Raw genomic sequence first — 20,377 nt, 5'->3', positions numbered from 1 at the left:
TTAGTTTGGTGTATACATATCTACACATATACGAATAGATATGTATATGTGTAGATGTTTTCAGGGGAACTGCGTTTTAAAAAATTTCTCGAAAGAGTGTTATATAGTAAGCAATTCAAGAAAGAGTAGGTATAGCATGACGCAAGCTATGTAAACACATGTGAAAGACAAATTCCAATTTGAAACTTTATATGAACTCACCTTCGTAATGTTTGACATAAGGCCAATTGTAGCATTATAGGGTCCTACTAAAAATGCTGATACGGCTCCAGCGAGCATCGCAACGGTTAAAATATGAGGCGATATACCAATAATGTCGGGATTTAAAGCTTCAGCTACCAATGCAAGAGTTACTGCGGGATGAAGGCCGAAAAAAGCAAAAGCTAAAGGGATGAGAGGGAGCAAAATTAAAAATACTCCACTTCCAATTGTGTTCACAAGCTGAAGAATTACGCTATTCAACAATTCATTGGTATCCGAAACGTTAATAGCGGAAATGAAAAAACCAGCTGCTAGATAAATAAAGAATTGATCTTTCATGCTAGTTGAAAATAGTTGGAAATGTTCTTTCAAATGAAAGCCAAATTCTTTCCTTTTTTTCAATAAAACGGACCAGCAAAATGCAAACGGAATGACTAATAATGCCACAAGAATGATAAAGGAATAGTGAAATTGTGATTCGACTATAGAAATAGCGATGTTAAATATAAAGATTGCTAAAAAGATCTGATATACTTTTCCTGGATGTGGTTCCCGTTCATCGATCGTCATGGAAATTTCATTTAATGGCGGAATTTGATGTATATTTGCTCTTTTTGCTCGCCGCGATCCAATATACCAATCCAATCCCAGTCCCAACAAACTTAATGGGACAACATAGGGTAGCATGGACAGCCAGCTTACACCTGTCATGCCAATGACAATGCCTACAATTGGGGTAACCGGTGCCCAAATTAATGGCATGGCAAATCCGCGAGTTATTGCTCTGCTCATAAACCCATGACGTAACCAGGACGATTAACAGGCATAAACAGATAGAAGGTTCTCAACATTCAACTGTCGGAAAAGAGTTGAAATAAGGTAATGTAACATTTCATCGTGATATACACTTGAAGAAGATTCTTTCATCGTACAAAGAAAAGAAAGATGGGGGGAATTGTTTGCTGTTCTTGTTCCCTTATCAATGTTAGGTGTTATGTTTTACATGTTTCAAAATAAATTATCTGGTGGTTCAGGATTTGAAGGGACAGATGGAGCCGCATTTGTCGGGGGTGTCGCAGTAATTCTTTCAGTAATGGCAACGATTGTCTTTAATCGGATCCATGCTCTGGATAGAATTAGTGATCACATAACAGATGGTTTTATTTTTGCCTTTAGAGCAATGGCGCCGGTTATCCCAATTGCAGGGTTCTTTTTTATGGGAAGTGCCGATTTTACTGGCTCTATTCTATCTTTGGAGGAAACTGCTGCTAAACCAGCTTTTCTATTTGATATGATTCAAGCAGGTCAAACGTTTATTCCGCAAAACTCCATTATTGCTGGTTTTGGTATACTACTAGTTGGGTTAATAACTGGTTTAGATGGATCAGGATTTTCGGGTCTTCCTTTAACAGGCGCTTTAGCAGGAGCAATGGCAGAGGGAGTTGGAATGGATGCTTCAACATTGGCAGCAATCGGGCAAATGGGTGCCATCTGGGGTGGCGGAACAATCGTGGCCTGGTCTTCACTTGTAGCAGTAGCTGGATTTTTGCAACTCTCGCCAATTGAGTTAGCTAGAAAAAATTTCATTCCAGTTATAACAGGGTTATTAATTGCGACTACAGTAGCTATTATGATTTGGTGAATAAGCAAATGGCAACTTATCAAAAGAAAATGTATAAATGATAGGTCTTTAACTTAAAAGAATTCCAGGACACGGCATCCAAAAATTTTGCCGTGTTTTTCTATTCTTACGTTTTAAGTGATCATGAATTTAAATACAGCATAAAATAAAATGACATATACAAATATACATATAGATTTGTATATTTGTATATTTGTATATGTTAGAAAAATGTCCAGTCCTTTATGGAACATCCTATGCTCATAAAACATCTTTTAAATTAAATACTCTGTTGTGACTGTTCTTCGATAATCAAAAGGTAAATTGAATGACGATGTTTTTTTAACTCTGAAATTTGGTTTTCTAAAGAGCTGTTCGGTTTTACATATCGTAATTGTTGAAAAAGAGACCATATTTCATCGTTAATAAGAGTATATTTTTCTAAAAGTTCGTTCATAGATAAAGATTGTGTTTTTTCAGCAATTGAAGGCTGTTGAAAATCTTGAATTTTTTTGATGATTTCTTTCTGCCAATCAGAATCGTTCATGCTTTTTGCATAAATGTATAAGTCTAAATAGTCATCTATTAGTAAAAACATTGCTTTATTATTCATGAGAATCCCCTTTCTAAAAACTCTTTCCTAAAAAAATTAAAAATCACAGGTCATATAAAAGAATAACATATACAAATCTACATGTATACATATAGATTTGTATATGTACGATAAAAAGATTGTTGAACTTTGTTCCTTAGTTATGTCCGCAGCCAAAGATAAGGCTTTTTCAAATGTGTGGTCACCGACAGGATATATCTTCACTCCTGTTTTCTGAACTTTTTCCAATAATTCTTATGTAAAATGAATATTTTTAAATTCAACAATCAAATGTAACCCGGTGGAATAACCCATAATATTGATATTGTTTGAGAACGTTTTGGTATTAGTGCTCCAAGTGCTTCTGTCAAAGCACCTAAAGAAACAACAGAAAGACCGGCCAAATGGCAATACCTTTAATAATTATGCGACTGCCAATCAAATAAGATAAAGCTGTTAAAAAGATAGATAAATAAAATAAACCACGAAAACAACACCTTTTTCTTTAGATAATCCAGTATTTATTTTGTCTTAAAAATTTTGTGTAAATTTACAATCGTATTCACAACAGCAAATAGTGGAATTAAGAAATAAAACAATAAAGATGGTTCAGGATATAAGATTTTATATGCAAGTATTACTAGTAACCAAGTAAGCAATATGTTAAGTAATCTATTAGTCAGTTCAGTTGTAAACATTGTACACCTCCAGTCCATTCGACTTATCAAAGTATAAATACGTAATAATTAAGAAAAAGTTTCCATTTTTGCGAAAGGATTATAAACTATTGGGGACATCAAACTATTCTCTTACTTTCATAATAATCCCAGTAATATGATATAATTACATTATAAACCAATTGTAATTATTGGTTTTTCGCTAGCTAGTGATGGAGTAAGTAAGAATTACATTATGGAGGTGCAATGAATTGGATTTAGTACTGGTACTTATTATAGCTATCGTGATTGTTTTTATAGCTATGAATATATTTAGATCAGTTGAAAATAATAAGATGGCTAAACAGAAAAATTTTGGTCAGATTGCTGGTGAAAGGGAAGTGTTAAAAAGCAGCCCCTCGCAAGAACTCTTGACAACTCTCGGACTTGTGAATAACCAAGCCGCTCCGCTTCGTGATAAATTAAACGCTGCATGGGATGAACAATATGCGGCAGGTGTGAAGAAGAGATTAATTGAAAAGAACATCATCTCTGAAGATGATTATAAGTGGTATGAGCTTGAGCTGAAACGCTTTTTCCTTTTGTCCGCCGTTATGAAAAACGTCCCGATGTATAACAGCAAAGTTGATGCGATCTGGCATGACATGATTTTATTTACAAAAGAATATTCCGTTTTTTGTGACGTGTTCAATCGTGGTTTTATTCACCATATGCCATCGGTGGATAGGGAGAAAACAGAAGAGAAAGCAAGCCACGAAAGAGCAGTATTTGAATTATTTTATACAGCGATATTCTCCATACATGAAAGGACTGATTCTATTCATGGGGGCTTTTTTCAGAATCGTCTGGATAAGTCATTTTTGACAAAGCTAAACGAATTGACAGGGGATAAACTCAACGATTGGCTGGATGATGAATTGTTTAAGTTTCATCACCCGGATAGTCTGCAACTGATTCAAGACATCCGCGAAACACTGAAAAAGCAGGCGAAAAAAGCTGCTTTAAGTTTTAAGAAATATTCTGCAGCTAACAACAAAAACACGCTGACTATACCGAGGAGCAGTTAATCAGATCCAGATTCCTTGATATATTGGATTATATTTTATTCCATGGTGGGAACGATTGAACCTGAAACGGTGAAATCAGAAGGAGCATATTCTTCTTGTTCAGGACCATATATTTATGATGAAAATCAAAAGCATCATTCGAATGATTCGAATAAGAGCGATAGTTCATCGGCCAGTTGTTCCAGTTCGGGTGATTCAAGTGGAAGCAGTTGCGGCAGTGGTTGTGGAAGCAGTTAACAAGTATACTTACATACATAGTAAAAGGAGCGGGCGAAAAGTCAGCTCTTTTTCTTCTTTTTCAAAAAGAAAAACACTAAAGACATACCATCAAAATTCACGTTTATTAGTAGAAGCATGTCCAATTCCATTATAAATAAGCAGGATCAATCGTTATACAACGGTTTATTTCCTCAAACTGTAAATAATCAATAAAACCCCTGCTATAAGAGTAAAGCTCTTGGTTAAAGGCACTTTTCCGGATAACCCCATCAATCCTATCCCTGTCGTAAGGACTAAAATGATGGGACCGACTAATGCAAGAAGGCTGTTAATATAAAAAGCTTTTTCCAAGTCATTAAATTTCATCATTAACATAGCCGCAGTGATTTCTATGCTTCCTGAAATAAGTCTTATTAAAATAATGCCAAGAAGAGCTTTTTCAATGAAAACGATCATTTTATCCTCCCTCCAAAACATTTTCCTATAATGTATGCCTTAGATGGACAAACTAGTTCCAAAAAATATCCTTTACAAAAATATACCTTGTTCAACAAAGAATAAAGGTTAATTATTTTGCTTTGTTCTGATAACGGGGCGGGATAAATGAAAATGTATATTTTGTTAGATATCGAATAAAAAAATAAATATAGCCGATAAATTTTCTTAGTGAAGGTATGAGAGCTGATATCAATGGGACATAAAATTCCGGGAAAAACCAAAGCTGCTCGATTTCAAGTTGGCGTTAGCAGAACCATTCCTAACAATTAGCTTTCACGAAGAATATCTTCCTGACCAGAAAGCAAGAAGAAATGAAGCGATATTGAAAGAGTTTTAGAGGTGTTAAGAGAGGGACTGAAATTAAATGAATCGGAGAATGTAGAAAATGACTTCGAGTAACCGGTATAGAGAAAAAAGAAGCTGACGCATGAGTTTTTTGCGTCAGCTTCTTTAAATTATCTAGATGACAAGCGGTAAAGGAAGACGGCTAGTTGACCTCGTGTAATGTGATGAGAAACACCAAATTGTGTTGCAGTGAGACCATTTGTGACTTTATTTGCGACCAGTGCATCGACAGCTTCTTTGTAACGGGAAGATACATCAGTAAAAGTAGATGAAAGGCCACCTCCTGAAAGAGTATAAGCCCGTTGTACTATAATCGCGACTTCTCCACGTGTTAGCGGATCATAGGCACCGAATCTTGTTTCTGTCTTCCCGCCAATGATTCCGGCTTCTTTAAGAGCGTTAACGGCACCGGCCGCCCGATCCGGTACGTCAACAAAACCAGATGCTTTGGCTGTTTTTGTAGTTAAATTCAGTTCTTTAGCCAACCATATGGCCGCATCCGCACGGATAATGTTTTTTGACACGCCAAATTCCGTTTCAGAAATCCCCTGAGTAATTTGGTTGCGAACCAAATAATCTACAGACGGTGAATAAAAAGAAGGGACATCACGAAAGACAAAATCCGGTTCCGGCTGCGGTTCTGGAACGTTTACGATGATAACAGCCGATTCCCCCGCGTATGTCACTGTAATGGTTGTACTGCCGTACCCTTTCAGTTCCAATCTTCCGGACGCTGCCGTGGCGACATTTGTATCAGCCGATGACCATCTTGCCTCATTAGTTACGTTTTGAACTTCGCTGTTTTTGTAAATGGCCGTCGCTGTGGCATTAATGATATCTCCAGGAGTTCCGGTTAAAGATGCTTTGTTCGTTTCAAGCTTTACGACGGGGTTCGGTTCCGGCTGTGGTTCAGGACTATTCACGACAACCATAGTCGTTTGATCCTCATATGTTATCGTTATCGTCGTACTGCCATAGCCTTTCAGCTCCACTCTGCCAGCTGTGACGGTGGCCACGGTTGTATTGGAGGATGACCAGCTTGATCCGCTGGTCACGTTTTGAACATCACCATTTTTGTATGTGGCGAAAGCTGAAATATGAAGGATTTCTCCTGGCTTACCGACAAGAACAGTTGGATTGGCTTCAAGTTTAACAATGGGATTCGGCTCCAGCGCTGGTTCCGGAACGTTTACGATGATAACAGCCGATTGATCTCCATAGGTTACGGTTATCGTTGTGGTGCCATAGCCCTTCAGTTCTACTCTTCCAGCTGTGATGGCAGCAACGGCTGTGTTGGAGGATGACCAGTTTGCCCCATTCGTCACGTTTTGAACATCACCGTTTTTATAGGCGGCGGAAGCTGTAACATTCAGAACCTCACCCGGCGCTCCTGATATGGAATTTGTGCTCAGGTTGAGACCGGTCAATGGATTTTCTTCATTAACAGGTTCTGTAAATGAGGACGCCTGAATAAGACCGTAACCGAAAAACGGATCTCTTCCTGGGTGCCCAAGATCCCGCGTATGCTTGATGAGTAATTGACGGAGCTCCTCATTGGTAAGCTGTGGATAAGCCTGCTTTAATAAGGCAAGTTTTCCTGTTGCGTAGGGAGCCGCCATAGAAGTTCCGCTTAAGTAGCCGTACTGATCATCTAAATACGTGCTCAGAATATTTACACCGGGAGCTGATACTTCGACAGCAGGTCCTGTTGATGAGAAAGCTGCACGCATGGAATAGCTATCAACGGCACCGACGCCAATGACCGACGAGTAACGGGCAGGGAAGTCGACCGTATCATCTAAACCATCAGGCGCTCCATCGTTTCCTGCTGCCGCCACGATAAGCAGGCCGCTTGCATAAGCTTTATCAATAACAGATTGGAATGCAGCGGAATCTACCTGTGTGCCGGAACTCAAATTGATGATGTCCATGCCATTCGAAATTGACCAGTCGATTCCTTCGATCATATCGGATAAATAAGCAGCACCGTCCTGATTAAATGCCTTTACTGCATAAAGTTCTGATTCATAGGCGGCACCTTTTACGCCGAAGCTGTTATTTCTAGCGCCAATTATGCCGGCCACATGTGTTCCATGACCTTGATCATCGTTGTAGGAAGAAGTGTAATCAACTGTTGAAATGCCTCCAGCAATCGCTAAATCACTGTGGGGTGCAATGCCTGAATCAATTACCGCCACTTTTATTCCTTTCCCGGTAAAACCGGAATTCCACGTAGCAGGCATATTCGTCGCCGGAATGCCCCAATCTTCTACCTGTTCATTTAGATGAATGAGGATATCTTCTTCAACATGCTTGACAGAAGGGTCCTCCAAAAGCTCATCAATCGATTGTTCTGGTATTTCAACTGAAGCGACAGGCACTTGATCGTATGTCACCGTGACATCTCCCCCAGCATTCTCTACTGTTTTATCAATCTCCTTGTCACTCAATTCCTCATCGAATACAATGAGCATCTTTTTTTCCTCATCACCATCTGCAAAAACAGCACAATCCCCATGAAACGAAAACAGCAAACCTGCAGACAATAGCCCATAGAGAAAGATTTTCAAGCAATAGCCTCCTTTCAAAATATAAATAAAGTAAACAATTTCATTATTATTTTCCTTCTAATAAGAATAATGAAACCTTGAAAGCATTGAAGAAATGATGAAGCAAAATAACTTTTGAGGATGAAAAGGGGAGAATGCCTTTTAAAATAAAATTTAATCTATTAAGAAAGAATTAGAGGATAGCCAAAAAGTTGCAGTAGAGTTCTCGAAAGCCTTTCAACTACGATTCAGAAAAACCTACCAGCTACTTGGAAAATGCGAAACCTTACATGACAGATGCTTTTTGCTTATAATCATGCTGATTGGTACGTTGAAGAAGTGATGGGTTATGCGGATTCTTATGTGAATGGCTATGCGGCTATTGATGGTGATACAGGCGGCAGCAGTGGCGGCAATTCAAGCGTAGTGAATGTAGGGAAGAAATACATTGGAAATTCTGTTTATGTTTTCGGCGGTGGGCGAAATCAAAGTGACATTGCACGTGGGCGGTTCGATTGTTCCAGCTTTGTTCATTGGGCATTTAAACAAACAGGAGTTGATTTAGGCTCGTTGGGATCGACAAGCATGGAAACGTTAAAGCATTTAGGAAAGCCCGTTTCACCAAGTGAAAGTGCAGCCCGGTGATATGGTGTTCTTTGACACATATAAAATAGATGGCCATGTGGGCATCTATGTGGGCGGCGGAAAATTTATTGGAGCGCAAGGAAGTACAGGCGTTGCAATTGCTGATATGAGTCCAGGCAGCCATCGGGCTAAAGTTTTTAATGGCCGTGTTAAACGCGTTTAAAGCAGCTTTCAAACTGCTTTTTGCCTTTAGGAAGGAATCATAGAACTAAAAATTTAAAAATGGAGTGATTAGATGAGCCAGTACCTTACTTTCGATAAAATTATATTCTGAAGGCGCAACTACGAAAAAATCGTTTTTTCCGCATCTTGTATATTTCTTATTTCCTCATAATATGTCTTTGACTTCAAAGTTTTTCCAGTTTCCTCGTGTATAGCCTGACTTCCTTTAATCACAAAATTGCGCTCTTTGAAAGTAGCTAAGTATTGATATTTGATAACTTTCCGCTTAAAACAATGGATAGACCGCTTTAAAGGTGTGGCTACGAAATATCTGGATAATTACCTTGCTTGGTTCTTATTTGTCGATAGTCGTAGTAACGAAAGCACTAACAGCACATTAAAGAATTTCTATTATCATCATATCTATTTGAAATGACGGACACATATTATAGTTTGCGTCTTTCAAAATTCAGAATATAGCATTCGATATTCAGTCTATAAAGGAACTTTTATGAAACTTATTCGTAATAAAGAGCATAAACAAATTTTAATTGGAGGTGATATGCGGTGTTTGGAGAAGAGCCTAAGTGTACTAAATGCGGTAAAGAAATTAAGGGTGACGAGGTTGTTTTTATAAAAATGCGTTATCCAAAACGTAAAGGGATGACTGAAATAAAAGCGTATTTAAAAAACGAAGGTAGTTTCATATGTGAAGATTGTTTTCATCAAAAATTAAATTGATATTTGTTGATATTTGATAAAAGTGAAGGGGTGATTAAACTGATCAATTTCTCCTGTTTCAGAAATAATCGTGGCAGCGATCTTTTCTCCTATACCAGGGATTGATTGAATAATCTTATATTCTTCAAGTTCTCCAGCCAGGGCATCAATTTGGTTTTCCAACTGAGCTAGATGCTCTTGGTATTGGAGAACCATTGTGATATACATTTCTAGGCTATGAGATGACTGTGATACATGGTGCTTTGAAATGGATTTCGTTTAGCTTCCTCCATTAGCTTTTTTGTTCTTTCCTTTGCCCACCGTTCGGAACGGCTCATACATAATGCGGCAATTCTTTCAGCTATTTTCATTTCTCCAGCGTTTAATACAGCTTCTGACGTAGGAAACTCCAATAAGGTATGCAGGGATACTTTGGAGTACAAGTCACCAAACACACCTCTATACTCAGGAAATACTTGATCTAAAATCGAATGAAACTTGTTGTTGCACGGGCAGGTACGTTCTACCCCGGCTACCGATAGGATAAATCCTAAACAAAAAAGATCAACCAGAAAAATCTGGATGACCTTATAATACGAACGAGGCAGGTTAGTTCAATAAGGATTTGGGAAAAGTGATGGATTTGAGTCAATAATTTGGACAATAAGTTAAGGTCTTAAGCAGATCTTCTAGCCTGGTCTTCAACAGCTTGTGGTGTTTGATAGCTTAGACTGGACATGGTTTCAAAAAAGTTTGTAGATTTGGCTCATAATGATGGACTTTGTCCAAGCTGAATGGTATCGACAAACGATACCATTTTTTGCTTGCAGCCACAGACTAACTAAATGAAATTTATGTGAGATATCCTTGTTACACATTCTTAACCTGTTTTAATTTGCAATAAAATTGGATATGTCTCTATTTTTACAAATATCATAGATACTATTCCAAGGCCTCATTCTTTCAAACACCGCACTGGCAGCTAGTACATCGGTATCAGCATATCTTCTTCCGATAATTTGCATTCCGATTGGCAGGTTCTCTTTTGAAAGCCCGGCTGGAATGGATGCTGATGGATGGCCAGTAAAGTTTGTGAAGTATGTCAAACACCAGCCGATTAGCGGGTCAACCTCGACTCCATTAATTTGTGTCGGTCCCATTGTATTACCGTCATTAGTGTTATCTACCGGCAAAGATGCGACGGTAGGGGTAATAATTAAATCGTATTGTTCAAGTACATTTTGAATAGAATCGTAAATCTCAGTTCGCATATGCTGGTCTCTATTCATATCTAGCACGTTCAATTTATAGCCCTTTTCGAGCCATTCGATATACTGTGGAGGAAGGTCGCCCTTATGGTCCTTCAAAATATCGATGCCCTGCGCTTTAAAATTTTCAAGTGTATCAATATTTGATGGCAAGATCAATCTGCTCCACAAATCGCTTAATTCACGTTGGTCCCTAGTAATGCCAAATTTCACTTCCTCTACATGGGCACCAGCTTGTTCAAATACCTTCACAGCATTTCTGACCACTTCTGCCACCTGTTTATCCACTGGGAAAACATCAAAATCCGGACTATACGCAATTTTCATTCCCTTTACTGACTTGCTTAAGGCTCCCATATAATTTACTTTGTCATCTATACTGAACGGGTCTCTCGAGTCATAACCCGCTAAGGCTGTTAAACCAATGGCTGCATCTTCTACATTTCGAGTCAGAGTTCCTTCAAATAAAAATGGGTTCAATCCTCCAAATACGTTCGGTCTTGCAACAAAGGGAATACGCCCAAACGAAGCTTTGTAGCCATACAGGCCGCACCAAGCAGCAGGAATGCGGATTGATCCGCCGCCATCTGTTCCTTCGGCCACAGGAAGCAGTCCATCTGCTACCGCTGCAGCGCTACCGCCTGAAGAACCACCTGTATTTTTCGCCAGATTAAATGGATTTCGCGACGGGCCAAATAAATAATTGTCACATGTTCCCCTGAATCCCATTACAGGACTATTTGTCTTCCCTACAAGGATAGCACCCTTCTGTTCCATCCGCTCTGCATATACGCAATAGAAATCAGCAATGAAATCCTTCAATGCAGGAATTCCGCCAAAAGTAGAAGGCCAGCCCGGCTTGAAGTCGAATAAATCTTTTAATGCTGTTGGGATTCCGTGCATAATGCCAACATCTTCCCCTGACATCAGCTGATCCTCGGCTTTCTTCGCCCGCTGTCTTGCCCCCTCAAAATCTAAATGGACAAAGGCATTTAAACTTTCATTCCTTTCTTCAATCCTACCAATAACTCCTTCTATAATATCAACAGGGGATAACTCTCTACTTGCTATTTTTGTTTTCAACTCTGCAACAGATAGATAAGACAGTTCGTTCGAAAGAGACATTAGACTACCTCCTATAAACAAAAATGTATACGCTTACAAATATATTCTCTTATAGCTTGAAAAATCCCTTTCTCTCCATAATTTTTATTTATTTAGAAAGTTACTAAGTATAGCTTGCTGTACGGTAGCGAACGTTTTCAAAGAAGAAAAGTTAATATTAGCATTTAAAATTGTTGTCGCTAAATAAGGTCGAATCCCTGTGAATATGGCTTCTATTCCTAACAGTGCAAGAACATGATAAATTGGATTTGAGTCAATAATTAGGACACAAAAAAGTTAAGTCTTAAGCTGTTCTTGTAGCCTGGTTTTCAATAGCTTGTAGTGTCTGATAGCCGATGCTGCTATGAATTCTGTTCCGGTTATACCAGCCTTCTATAAACTGAAACATGGCCAGCTTTGCTGCCCGGTCTGTGTACTGCGTATGATAAACTTCTTCTTTCTTTAGTATGGCGTGGAACGACTTTATACAGGCATTATCATAAGGACAGCCTTTCTGGCTGAAAGACTGCTTGATTCCGTGTTTTTAACTCACTGCTGGTATATTGTGAGCCAAGATCGGTATGAAGAATTAAACCCTTTCGGGGCTTTTGAGAAAAACAGGCGTTTTGAAGTGCTTCGATCACCAATTCCGAAGTCATAGAACGGGAAAAAGAATAGCCAACGATTTTTTTCGAATGCAGATCCAATACAGAGGATAGATAGCACCAGCGGTCTCTTACCGTAGGAATATATGTAATACCCGCCACCCATTTCTCATTGATCGTGCAGGTAGTGAAGTCTCGTTTTAAGAGATTCTCCAGTTGCACAACCTTTTCTTTTGAGGGGGAGGGACGGTATTTCTTCTTGGTAATCGAACGGATCCCAGCCTTTCTCATTAAGCGTTGGACACGCTTCAAGCTTAGACAAAAACCGTTGTTTAATAAGGTTTTATGGATTTTCGGAGCGCCATAACGCGCCTTACTTTCCAGGTGAATCCGCCCTTTTTCCTTCGTGAGTTCCTGGTTTTCCAGTTCACACTTTGACGTCGTTTTTTCAAGGGGAATCATAGTAGCTGCTTCTTGGCACCGCCAGTATTTCGCACATTTTCTGGACGGGGTATTGATCCTTGTGTTCTTCGATAAAATCGTTGAGCTCTGTTTCTGTTACTTTTTCGCGAATATGGCCATAGCCTTTTTTAGGATTTCTACCTCCTGTTTTAACCGAAGGTTTTCTTTCTGGATCTCGGCTAACTCTTTTGGTGTGAGCGCCTTATTAAATAAGTTGAAACCGGAACCCGGCACAAGCATTGTTATCTTTGGTGCAGGTACAGTTGGTTTAAGTGCAATCATGGCAGCGAATGTGTGTCATTGCGGCATCATTATTGCTGTTGATGTTCAAGAAAACCGATTAGCCTTAGCAAAGGAATTAGGAGCCACCCATACTATTAATGCAAAAGAAGAAAAAGTGGCAGAAGCGATTATGAAGATTACCGAAAAAGGGGTGAACTATGCGATTGAATCCAGTGGTCGTCCTGAAAACTCCCGGAATGCAGTAGATTCACTTGCCGTTACAGGCAGGGCTGTGCAAGTGGCAGGTGGTGCTATTGGTTCAGAAGTATTTCTGGATATCAATACGATTTTATTTGAAAGAAACTATGAAGGTTTTTTGATGGGAGAAGGTGTTCCTCAAATCTTTATTCCAAGATTGATTGAACTAAATAAGCAAGGAAAATTCCCTTTCGATAAATTAATTACGTATTATTCCTTTGAAGAAATCAATAAAGCAGTAGAAGACGCTCATAAGGGTACAACCATTAAGCCCATCCTAAAATTTTCATAAATAATTAGACCAAATAGACTTTCGACTTGTAGAAGAGAACATATAAAATAAAATGTTTGTGAAATAGTGTACTTAAGCTAACGGGGGCTTTAATTGAATTAGAAAAAATTTAAAAGTCGATTATTACAAATCGGCTCAGAGTGTCGACAAAAGGGACTTGGAAAGGTCTTATTCCAAGTTCCTTTTCAAATTTTAATGAGATTTTTGCGGATGCTGCTTTTTTTTTCTGAATTAGTGTCTTGATGTTCTTCTGGTGTATCTGTTTCTTTTTTATCCTGAAATTGAACATCGGGTTTAGACACAGGTGCAGAATCAGTATTTTTTTCAAGTGTAGATTCAAATACAGGTATAGATTCGTAGACACAGGTGCAGATAAAGGTTTAGACATAGGTGGTTGTAGAGAAGAAGGTTGTGCCGAAGAAAGATCAAAGTTGATCTTTCTTGGCATTACCGCTGATACATATACAAATCCAGTCTGCTGGTAAAGTTGTTGTGCAGCATACAAAAAGAAGTTTGAAAGGTCCGATTGTTTATTGAGCCATTCAATAAACTCAGGTGTCAGATCGCGGCTTAAACATATGTTGATCCGATCCCCTTGCTGGTAAACCATATTTCGAGCCATTTTGCTATACCTAATACTTTTTCTTTTTGTTGCTCATAACGTGGTGAGCATGTGTAAACAAGTAAGCCGCGGGCATTAACGAATAGTGGTTCATTTAAAAACGTTGCATTAGTCGTTCTATCTTTTTGCGTTATGTTAAAGATAATCTTTAAGGATGGCAGCGCCACCGCCATAAAAGAACACATAAGGATCGTCTTTTAGATCATCAATTTTATTGATTATAGCGCTGCTAATCTGTTGAGCCAGCTGTAATAAACCTGTCTTTGATTCTTCAACAAGAGCGCCATGACGAGGGTGTTCAGTGTCAAAATAGATTTCATTAAATTGAGCCATACTATCAATAGATTTAATACTTAACAGATAATCCCGTAATCGATTTTCTAAACTAAAGGGATGTTTGATGATCTATCATGTTATTTACTTGATTATAGAGTAATATTAAAATAATATGGGGTTAAATGGTAATGCGGGAGGTGAATTTTTGAAAAAGGCATTTCGAAAAGGATGTATTTTCATATCCCTTTTGTTGTTAGTTCTTTGTATCCTCGTGTATTTTCTTGATGTGTCGATATTCATGTCAGAGTACATACCGTTCTATAGTTTAGGTATTTTAAGTTTTGTTACGTCTGTGCTTGGCCGATCTACAGGAATAACGATAAAAGAACCAATTCTTAAACGGTTAGAAAAGACCAGTTTTTATAGCAGTTTGATTATCGTGTGTTTGTTTTTTCCACCAGTCTACATATTATGGGGAACGCTTATGTTTGGTCCATAAAGTGCCTTATAATAATGAAAATACAAATGCAATTATAGAGCAACATATTTTAAAGTCACTTTATAAAAATATTCAGTTGTATTGTAATAATAAAGAAATACCTTTTGCTAATATATGAGATGGTTAAATAAGGATAAAAGCTCTTCTTCAACATGGGGGGCTGGGTAACACCGTTAACACCCTCATTGATTAGTTTATTTTTTTGATTTTAAGGAGTACTTCTTTATTAGTTTGTATAAACATTTATTGTAATGAAGATGATACATTTGATGAACCATTAGATGGAAAAGAGGAAGAAGAAAAAGTGTATCGTTTATCAAATTATCAAAAGATACAACAAACCAAGCCATTATCATACGGTTAAAACGTTATTTGGCTCAGCTTAAAATTTGGTTTGATTTGGTTTATCCTGTATGATCTTTTTAAAAGGGGTGATAAATTGTTTTCAAGTACTGGAATCAAACCTTATTTAACAGAGGATCTCGTTGAAACTGTTCATGAAAATAAACATGCTGAGCACAACAAAACGTATAGTGCGGGGATTTCTTTTAAAGATAGCCAGGACGTACATATTGGAGAATTAACTATCTACTTTATTGTTACTGGTTATGGATTTGAGGGTTCTAATGGAAACATCGATGTTCATTTTTGGGTTCCTTTTCTCTTAACCGAAGAACCTGAAAAGTACATGGAAGAAGCAGAAGCCATGCAATTTATTTTTATTAACTTTGCATCGGAGATCCAGGACGTAATTGATGGTGCGCTAGATGCTTTATATGATCATTGGGATGAGGGCACTCCGTTAAAATCATTATTTGAAAAAGAATGATTGATGAGCTATGCAGTCGTAAGCTGTATGGCTTTTGTTATGCAGTTGTTTATCGTTTTATCCGGAATTTGGGCAATACTTTCATTACCTGGTGTGGACTCGCCGAATGTAATTCCTAGAGTAATTGAATGGACTACAAAATTTATTCTTCCCTGGATCATATTGTATTGGATGATCAGACTCGCTAATCGTTTAGAGGAAATTGAATGATTAAAATTGGAGAGTAAGGATAATAAACACCGCCCGATTCATAGGGCGGTGCGGTGTTATTCTTGTTGTCTAAATTTGATAAAAGACAAACCATCCATAAGTGTTTATCAGGACTTCCACAGTACTTCAGTAGCTGCCGGTTTTTTTAACCAACTTTTCTATTATGGGAAATGTCCAGTTGGTCAAAACTGCCGTATTTTTCTTGAACAAATAAAAGTGCGATACTGCCGAGAATGCTTGGAATGGCAAAGGCCATAAACGCACTTTGCGGTTCCAGGCTGGTTGCGAGCAGCAGCCCTATGATAAGCGGCGCAAGGATGGCACCGATGCGCCCAACCCCAACGGTAACGCCAACCCCTGTGGAACGTACTTCTTTCGGATAAAACTCAGAGATATACGGATTAGCCAGGTTTTGCGTTCCAACCGTACAGGCGCCACCAATTGCAATCAATACATACAGCATCAGTAAGTTGGAGGTCATGCTAAGGGCGACGAAGCAAACCGCACCAAGCAGATACATGGATACGAGCACTTTCCGATGGCCGATTCGGTCCACTAAATAGCCGCCGATCAATGATCCTCCAATTTGTCCAACCCCTAAAACGAGACTGAATGAGAGGCTGGAAGTTAATCCATAGCCGGATTCCTGCATAATTTTTGGGAGCCATGTATTGAGGCCATACACCATAAGCAGACAGCTGAAAACAACAATCCAAAAAGCAAATGTACTAACGGCACGGTTGTCAGCAAACAATTTAATGACAGGGGAGCCTTTCGCACTTTCCTTTGCACTTGCATATTCGTAATCATCTGTTTCTTTGTAATTTCCTTTTGGGTCCACTTGATTTAAAATGGCTGCCAGTTTGTCTCCCTGTTTACGCAGAATGTAATATGAAAGAGACTCAGGAAATGTTTTCAGAAAAAGCGGCAATGTAAAAAGCGGGATTATGCCGAGCCAGTACAAAACTCTCCATCCGAAGTCTTCCATGATATACATTCCAATAAGTGAAGCAAGAATGCCCCCCACTGAGTAGCCACAATACATTGTTGCGACAATAAGAGCCCGGTTTTTTTTAGGAGAATACTCGGTCATCAAAGAAATGACGTTTGGCATAAGCCCTCCCATCCCAAGAGCTGCGATAAATCGCATGATCGTAAAAACCGTTGCATTTGACGCCAGTCCTGCAAACAATGTAAATACGCTGAATAAAAACATACAAATAGCTAACACTTTTTTGCGGCCTATTAGATCTGCCAGCGGGCCAAATACAAATGCACCGACCATCATTCCTACTAGTGTATAGCTTCCGACAGCTCCCGCTTCAACAGAAGTTAATCCGAAATCTTCCATCATTAATGGAAGGCCTACACCATACATAGCAATATCAAAACCATCGAATGCAATGGCATATACACACCATAAAAAGACCAATAAGTGAAAACGGCTAAACTTACTGCCAGCCATTACGTCAGAAGCATTGATTTTACGCATTGATCTCTGCCTCCTTTTGTCGTAACGCTTCGGCTATAAGGAGCGCTGTTTTTGTTTTCGTTGTCATGCTGTTCTCTCCTTCGTGATGTTAAATGTGTTTGTATCATAGCACGGAAGAAAGGGTATAGCGTAACTGTTAATATTGATAGTTAGATATAGCTAAAAGCTATATCAAGGGTTGGCATAATAATCGATTATCTGCTTTAATTCCTCTAAATAAATATTGGTCATTCTGCTTAGCCTCGTTTTTTTATGGACAATCCATCCGACCGAAATGGTCTCGTCTTCTTCCAGCGGGACAGAAACAATATCAGAACCGTTTAAATCAGCACTTAAAATCCCGGTAGAAATCGTATACCCATTCAACCCGATCAACAGGTTAAACAGAGTCGCACGGTCACTCACATGTATGCTTTTTTTTCGGGGGAGGGTGCTGAACATTTCTTCTGCGTAATAGAAAGAATTATATTCGCCCTGTTCAAATGAAAGACGCGGATAGTCTTCTAAATCCTCAAGCGTCACAGATGATCTAGAGGCAAGCGGGTTTTTAGCACTGACAAAAATATGCGGCTTCGCTTCAAAAAGGGGATGAAAGTCTAATCCTTCTTCCTTCATCATTTGCATCATGACTTTTTCGTTAAATGAACTAATATACAAAATGCCGATTTCACTTCGCAGATTTTTCACATCTTCGATAATTTCATACGTTCTTGTTTCGCGCAGGGTGAATTGATATTCAGGGGCGCCATGTTTTTTTATCATTTCCACAAACGCATTGACGGCGAAGGCGTAATGCTGGGTGGAAACGGAAAACAGCTGCCTAGATGGGGCGGCGTTAAAATAACGGCGTTCGAGCAGTTCTGCTTGCTCCACCACCTGGCGGGCATACCCGAGAAATTCGGCCCCGTCGGTTGAAAGTGTGATGCCTTTGGATGTGCGAAGAAAAATATCGATGCCCAGTTCTTTCTCCAGTTCTTTCACCGCTTTTGACAAGCTCGGCTGGGACATATAAAGACGCCGTGCCGCTTCATTAATGGAGCCGCACAGCACAATTTCAATCACATATTTCAACTGCTGCAATGTCATTTTGTCTGTTCCTCCTTTTCATCTTACTTTAGCATAGATCGAGCTAAACAGATGAGGAATGAGAAAAGAAACGCGAGTAATCTATACAAGACTAAGGAAACGCTAATAGATAGTAGCATAACTAAAAATTGCGCACGGCTGAATAGAATGAGTTTATTAGTATTCCAATCGCAAAAGTTAAAAGAAGAAAATTTGTAACTTGCAATTTGTTCTCTTTTTTATTTTTAAGAAATAAACATATCCAAAGAATAGCAAGCAGATTGTTAAGTGCAATGGTAAACACTTTCTTAACTCCTTTCGGTTCCTTGATCCAGCGTAGAGTCATTATTCACCTATTTTTGGATTTTCTTTATCATAAAGTCAAGCAAGTTGTTAATTTATCTGACAATATATATTTTTTTAAAAATATTGAATTTTCATTATAGATTGATTATTATATGAATTATCAAACAACTTTATAAGCGAATGACGATTGTGGGAGAGCGCAAAGCACCATGCCGCCGAAGGAGCAAGTTTCAAAAATACCCATGAAACAAATCTCTCAGGCATACAGGACCACAATTGGACGCAACTCTGGAGAGAGCAGTAAGTGAAGCCACCAACGGGGAACACTCCAACATAAAATGGAGTTAAACTCTCAGGTAAAAGGACAGAGAAGGGATATATTGCCCTTCTCTGTCCTTTTTTATTTTTGGAAAAGCAGGATGAAAATCAAAAATGGAGGTGTATTAATGAGGACAGAAACAGAATTAAAGAAAACACCGCTCTATGAGATATACAAAGAAAGCGGAGCAAAAGTGATTGATTTTGGCGGATGGGCGCTTCCTGTACAATTCACGGGCATTATGGAAGAGCATGAGGCAGTACGGAAGGAAGCTGGACTCTTTGACGTTTCACATATGGGGGAGGTCATTGTTGAAGGAAAAGACGCGGAGGCGTTTATAAACTACCTCGTAACCAATGACGTAACCAAACTTAAATTGAATGAAGCCTTATATACAGCGATGTGCTATCCGGATGGCGGTACAGTGGATGACATGCTTGTCTACAGATTAGAGAACGAAAAATATTTACTCGTCGTTAATGCAGCAAATATTGAAAAAGATTATGTATGGATAAAACAACATGCAATTGGAGACGTCAAAGTTGAAAATGTTTCTAATCAAGTAGCACAGATAGCCATCCAGGGACCTAAGGCGGAAAGTATCTTGCAAAAACTTACAGACTTTGATTTATCAAAGATCGGATTTTTCAAGTTTGCCCAGGGAATCAAACTTAACGGTATAAGGAATGTTTTAGTATCACGGACAGGCTACACTGGAGAGGATGGCTTCGAACTTTATTTAGAAGCAGAAAAAGCAAAAGAGGTATGGAAAAACGTTTTGGAAGCCGGGAAAAGAGAAGGTTTAAAACCGTGCGGCCTTGGAGCCCGTGACACGCTTCGTTTTGAAGCACGCTTAGCTCTATACGGACAGGAACTTACAAAAGAGGTTAGTCCTCTGGAAGCTGGTATTGGCTTTGCCGTAAAAACAAATAAAGAAAGCGATTTTATCGGTAAAGAAGCACTAAAAACACAAAAAGAAGAAGGGTTAAAAAGAAAAATAGCAGGCATTGAAGTGACAGGACGGGGGATTCCACGGCACGGTTACAAAGTCATTTCTGAAGATGGAAAAGAGATTGGTTTCGTTACATCGGGAACGCATTCACCGTCCCTAAAGAAAAGCCTGGGTCTTGCATTGATTGAATCAGAATATGCTGAAATAGGCAAGGGACTGAGTGTAGAAATACGGAATAAAAAGATTCCAGCAAACGTCATCAAAACACCATTCTATAAAAGAATTCATCAATGAAGGAGA

The 20,377-nt window shown here is 38.8% G+C and carries 13 protein-coding genes, 7 pseudogenes and 2 riboswitches; of the genes and pseudogenes, 9 read left to right on the top strand and 11 right to left on the bottom strand.

Annotated elements, in window-relative coordinates; genetic code table 11:
* Positions 1–99 precede the first annotated feature (99 nt).
* The gene (locus tag BTO28_RS12735) at positions 100–963 is read right to left on the bottom strand and encodes a hypothetical protein (RefSeq protein WP_076766846.1); all 864 of its coding nucleotides are present in this window, start codon (positions 961–963) and stop codon (positions 100–102) included.
* Positions 964–1,129: 166 nt separating this feature from the next.
* On the opposite strand from BTO28_RS12735, the pseudogene BTO28_RS12730 reads away from it, so the two are divergent.
* Positions 1,130–1,843 (top strand): annotated as a pseudogene (locus BTO28_RS12730) (hypothetical protein); the annotation flags it as partial.
* 259 nt (positions 1,844–2,102) lie between these two features.
* Here BTO28_RS12730 and BTO28_RS12725 read toward each other — a convergent pair.
* Complete coding sequence (locus tag BTO28_RS12725) at positions 2,103–2,435, bottom strand: hypothetical protein (RefSeq protein WP_076766844.1); 333 nt, start codon at positions 2,433–2,435, stop codon at positions 2,103–2,105.
* A gap of 165 nt (positions 2,436–2,600) precedes the next feature.
* A pseudogene (locus tag BTO28_RS17550) lies at positions 2,601–2,750 on the bottom strand (PLP-dependent aminotransferase family protein); the annotation flags it as partial.
* Between the two features lie 592 nt (positions 2,751–3,342).
* Between BTO28_RS17550 and BTO28_RS12715 the strand changes: the two are divergent.
* Complete coding sequence (locus BTO28_RS12715; RefSeq protein ID WP_076766841.1) at positions 3,343–4,158, top strand: glycine-rich domain-containing protein; 816 nt, start codon at positions 3,343–3,345, stop codon at positions 4,156–4,158.
* A gap of 115 nt (positions 4,159–4,273) precedes the next feature.
* On the top strand, positions 4,274–4,531 hold the full coding sequence (locus BTO28_RS16995; RefSeq protein ID WP_144289484.1) for a hypothetical protein: 258 nt from the start codon (positions 4,274–4,276) through the stop codon (positions 4,529–4,531).
* Positions 4,532–4,560: 29 nt separating this feature from the next.
* On the opposite strand, the gene BTO28_RS12710 is transcribed toward BTO28_RS16995, so the two are convergent.
* The gene (locus tag BTO28_RS12710) at positions 4,561–4,833 is read right to left on the bottom strand and encodes a YqhV family protein (RefSeq protein WP_076766839.1); all 273 of its coding nucleotides are present in this window, start codon (positions 4,831–4,833) and stop codon (positions 4,561–4,563) included.
* Positions 4,834–5,330: 497 nt separating this feature from the next.
* Complete coding sequence (locus BTO28_RS12705; RefSeq protein WP_076766837.1) at positions 5,331–7,790, bottom strand: S8 family serine peptidase; 2,460 nt, start codon at positions 7,788–7,790, stop codon at positions 5,331–5,333.
* A 396-nt stretch (positions 7,791–8,186) separates the two neighbouring features.
* On the opposite strand from BTO28_RS12705, the pseudogene BTO28_RS17920 reads away from it, so the two are divergent.
* From BTO28_RS17920 to BTO28_RS12690, 3 genes and pseudogenes are all read left to right on the top strand, one after another.
* Positions 8,187–8,577 (top strand): annotated as a pseudogene (locus tag BTO28_RS17920) (C40 family peptidase); the annotation flags it as partial.
* Between the two features lie 282 nt (positions 8,578–8,859).
* Positions 8,860–9,056: pseudogene (locus BTO28_RS12695) on the top strand (IS1595 family transposase); the annotation flags it as partial.
* Positions 9,057–9,143: 87 nt separating this feature from the next.
* Positions 9,144–9,317: a Fe3+ hydroxamate ABC transporter substrate-binding protein gene (locus tag BTO28_RS12690; protein ID WP_076766835.1), complete on the top strand. Its 174-nt coding sequence runs from the start codon at positions 9,144–9,146 to the stop codon at positions 9,315–9,317.
* Positions 9,318–9,326: 9 nt separating this feature from the next.
* Here BTO28_RS12690 and BTO28_RS12685 read toward each other — a convergent pair.
* From BTO28_RS12685 to BTO28_RS17540, 3 genes and pseudogenes are all read right to left on the bottom strand, one after another.
* Positions 9,327–9,796: pseudogene (locus BTO28_RS12685) on the bottom strand (transposase); the annotation flags it as partial.
* A 390-nt stretch (positions 9,797–10,186) separates the two neighbouring features.
* A complete protein-coding gene (locus BTO28_RS12680) occupies positions 10,187–11,689 on the bottom strand; it encodes an amidase (protein ID WP_076766833.1) in 1,503 nt (500 codons plus the stop codon).
* A gap of 283 nt (positions 11,690–11,972) precedes the next feature.
* Positions 11,973–12,933 (bottom strand): annotated as a pseudogene (locus BTO28_RS17540) (IS3 family transposase); the annotation flags it as partial.
* Between the two features lie 82 nt (positions 12,934–13,015).
* Here BTO28_RS17540 and BTO28_RS12670 point away from each other — a divergent pair.
* Positions 13,016–13,507, top strand: coding sequence for a zinc-binding dehydrogenase (locus tag BTO28_RS12670; protein WP_233129879.1), 492 nt, complete (start codon positions 13,016–13,018; stop codon positions 13,505–13,507).
* Positions 13,508–14,077: 570 nt separating this feature from the next.
* Here BTO28_RS12670 and BTO28_RS17535 read toward each other — a convergent pair.
* Positions 14,078–14,477: pseudogene (locus tag BTO28_RS17535) on the bottom strand (hypothetical protein); the annotation flags it as partial.
* Between the two features lie 866 nt (positions 14,478–15,343).
* On the opposite strand from BTO28_RS17535, the gene BTO28_RS12655 reads away from it, so the two are divergent.
* Positions 15,344–15,733: a hypothetical protein gene (locus BTO28_RS12655; RefSeq protein ID WP_076766826.1), complete on the top strand. Its 390-nt coding sequence runs from the start codon at positions 15,344–15,346 to the stop codon at positions 15,731–15,733.
* Positions 15,734–16,088: 355 nt separating this feature from the next.
* Here BTO28_RS12655 and BTO28_RS12650 read toward each other — a convergent pair whose 3' ends face one another.
* Both BTO28_RS12650 and BTO28_RS12645 read right to left on the bottom strand, forming a co-directional pair.
* Complete coding sequence (locus BTO28_RS12650; protein ID WP_076766824.1) at positions 16,089–17,435, bottom strand: MFS transporter; 1,347 nt, start codon at positions 17,433–17,435, stop codon at positions 16,089–16,091.
* Between the two features lie 171 nt (positions 17,436–17,606).
* Entirely contained in the window at positions 17,607–18,521 is a 915-nt protein-coding gene (locus BTO28_RS12645; protein WP_076766822.1) for a LysR family transcriptional regulator, read from the bottom strand.
* Positions 18,522–18,986: 465 nt separating this feature from the next.
* Positions 18,987–19,089: riboswitch (glycine riboswitch) on the top strand.
* A 3-nt stretch (positions 19,090–19,092) separates the two neighbouring features.
* A riboswitch (glycine riboswitch) is annotated at positions 19,093–19,176 on the top strand.
* A gap of 76 nt (positions 19,177–19,252) precedes the next feature.
* Between BTO28_RS12645 and gcvT the strand changes: the two genes are divergently transcribed.
* On the top strand, positions 19,253–20,371 hold the full coding sequence (gcvT, locus tag BTO28_RS12640; protein ID WP_076766820.1) for a glycine cleavage system aminomethyltransferase GcvT: 1,119 nt from the start codon (positions 19,253–19,255) through the stop codon (positions 20,369–20,371).
* Positions 20,372–20,377 lie beyond the last annotated feature (6 nt).

Source organism: Domibacillus epiphyticus, from assembly GCF_001975785.1.
Classification (GTDB): domain Bacteria; phylum Bacillota; class Bacilli; order Bacillales; family Domibacillaceae; genus Domibacillus; species Domibacillus epiphyticus.
This window is presented reverse-complemented; position numbering and strand designations above follow the sequence as displayed.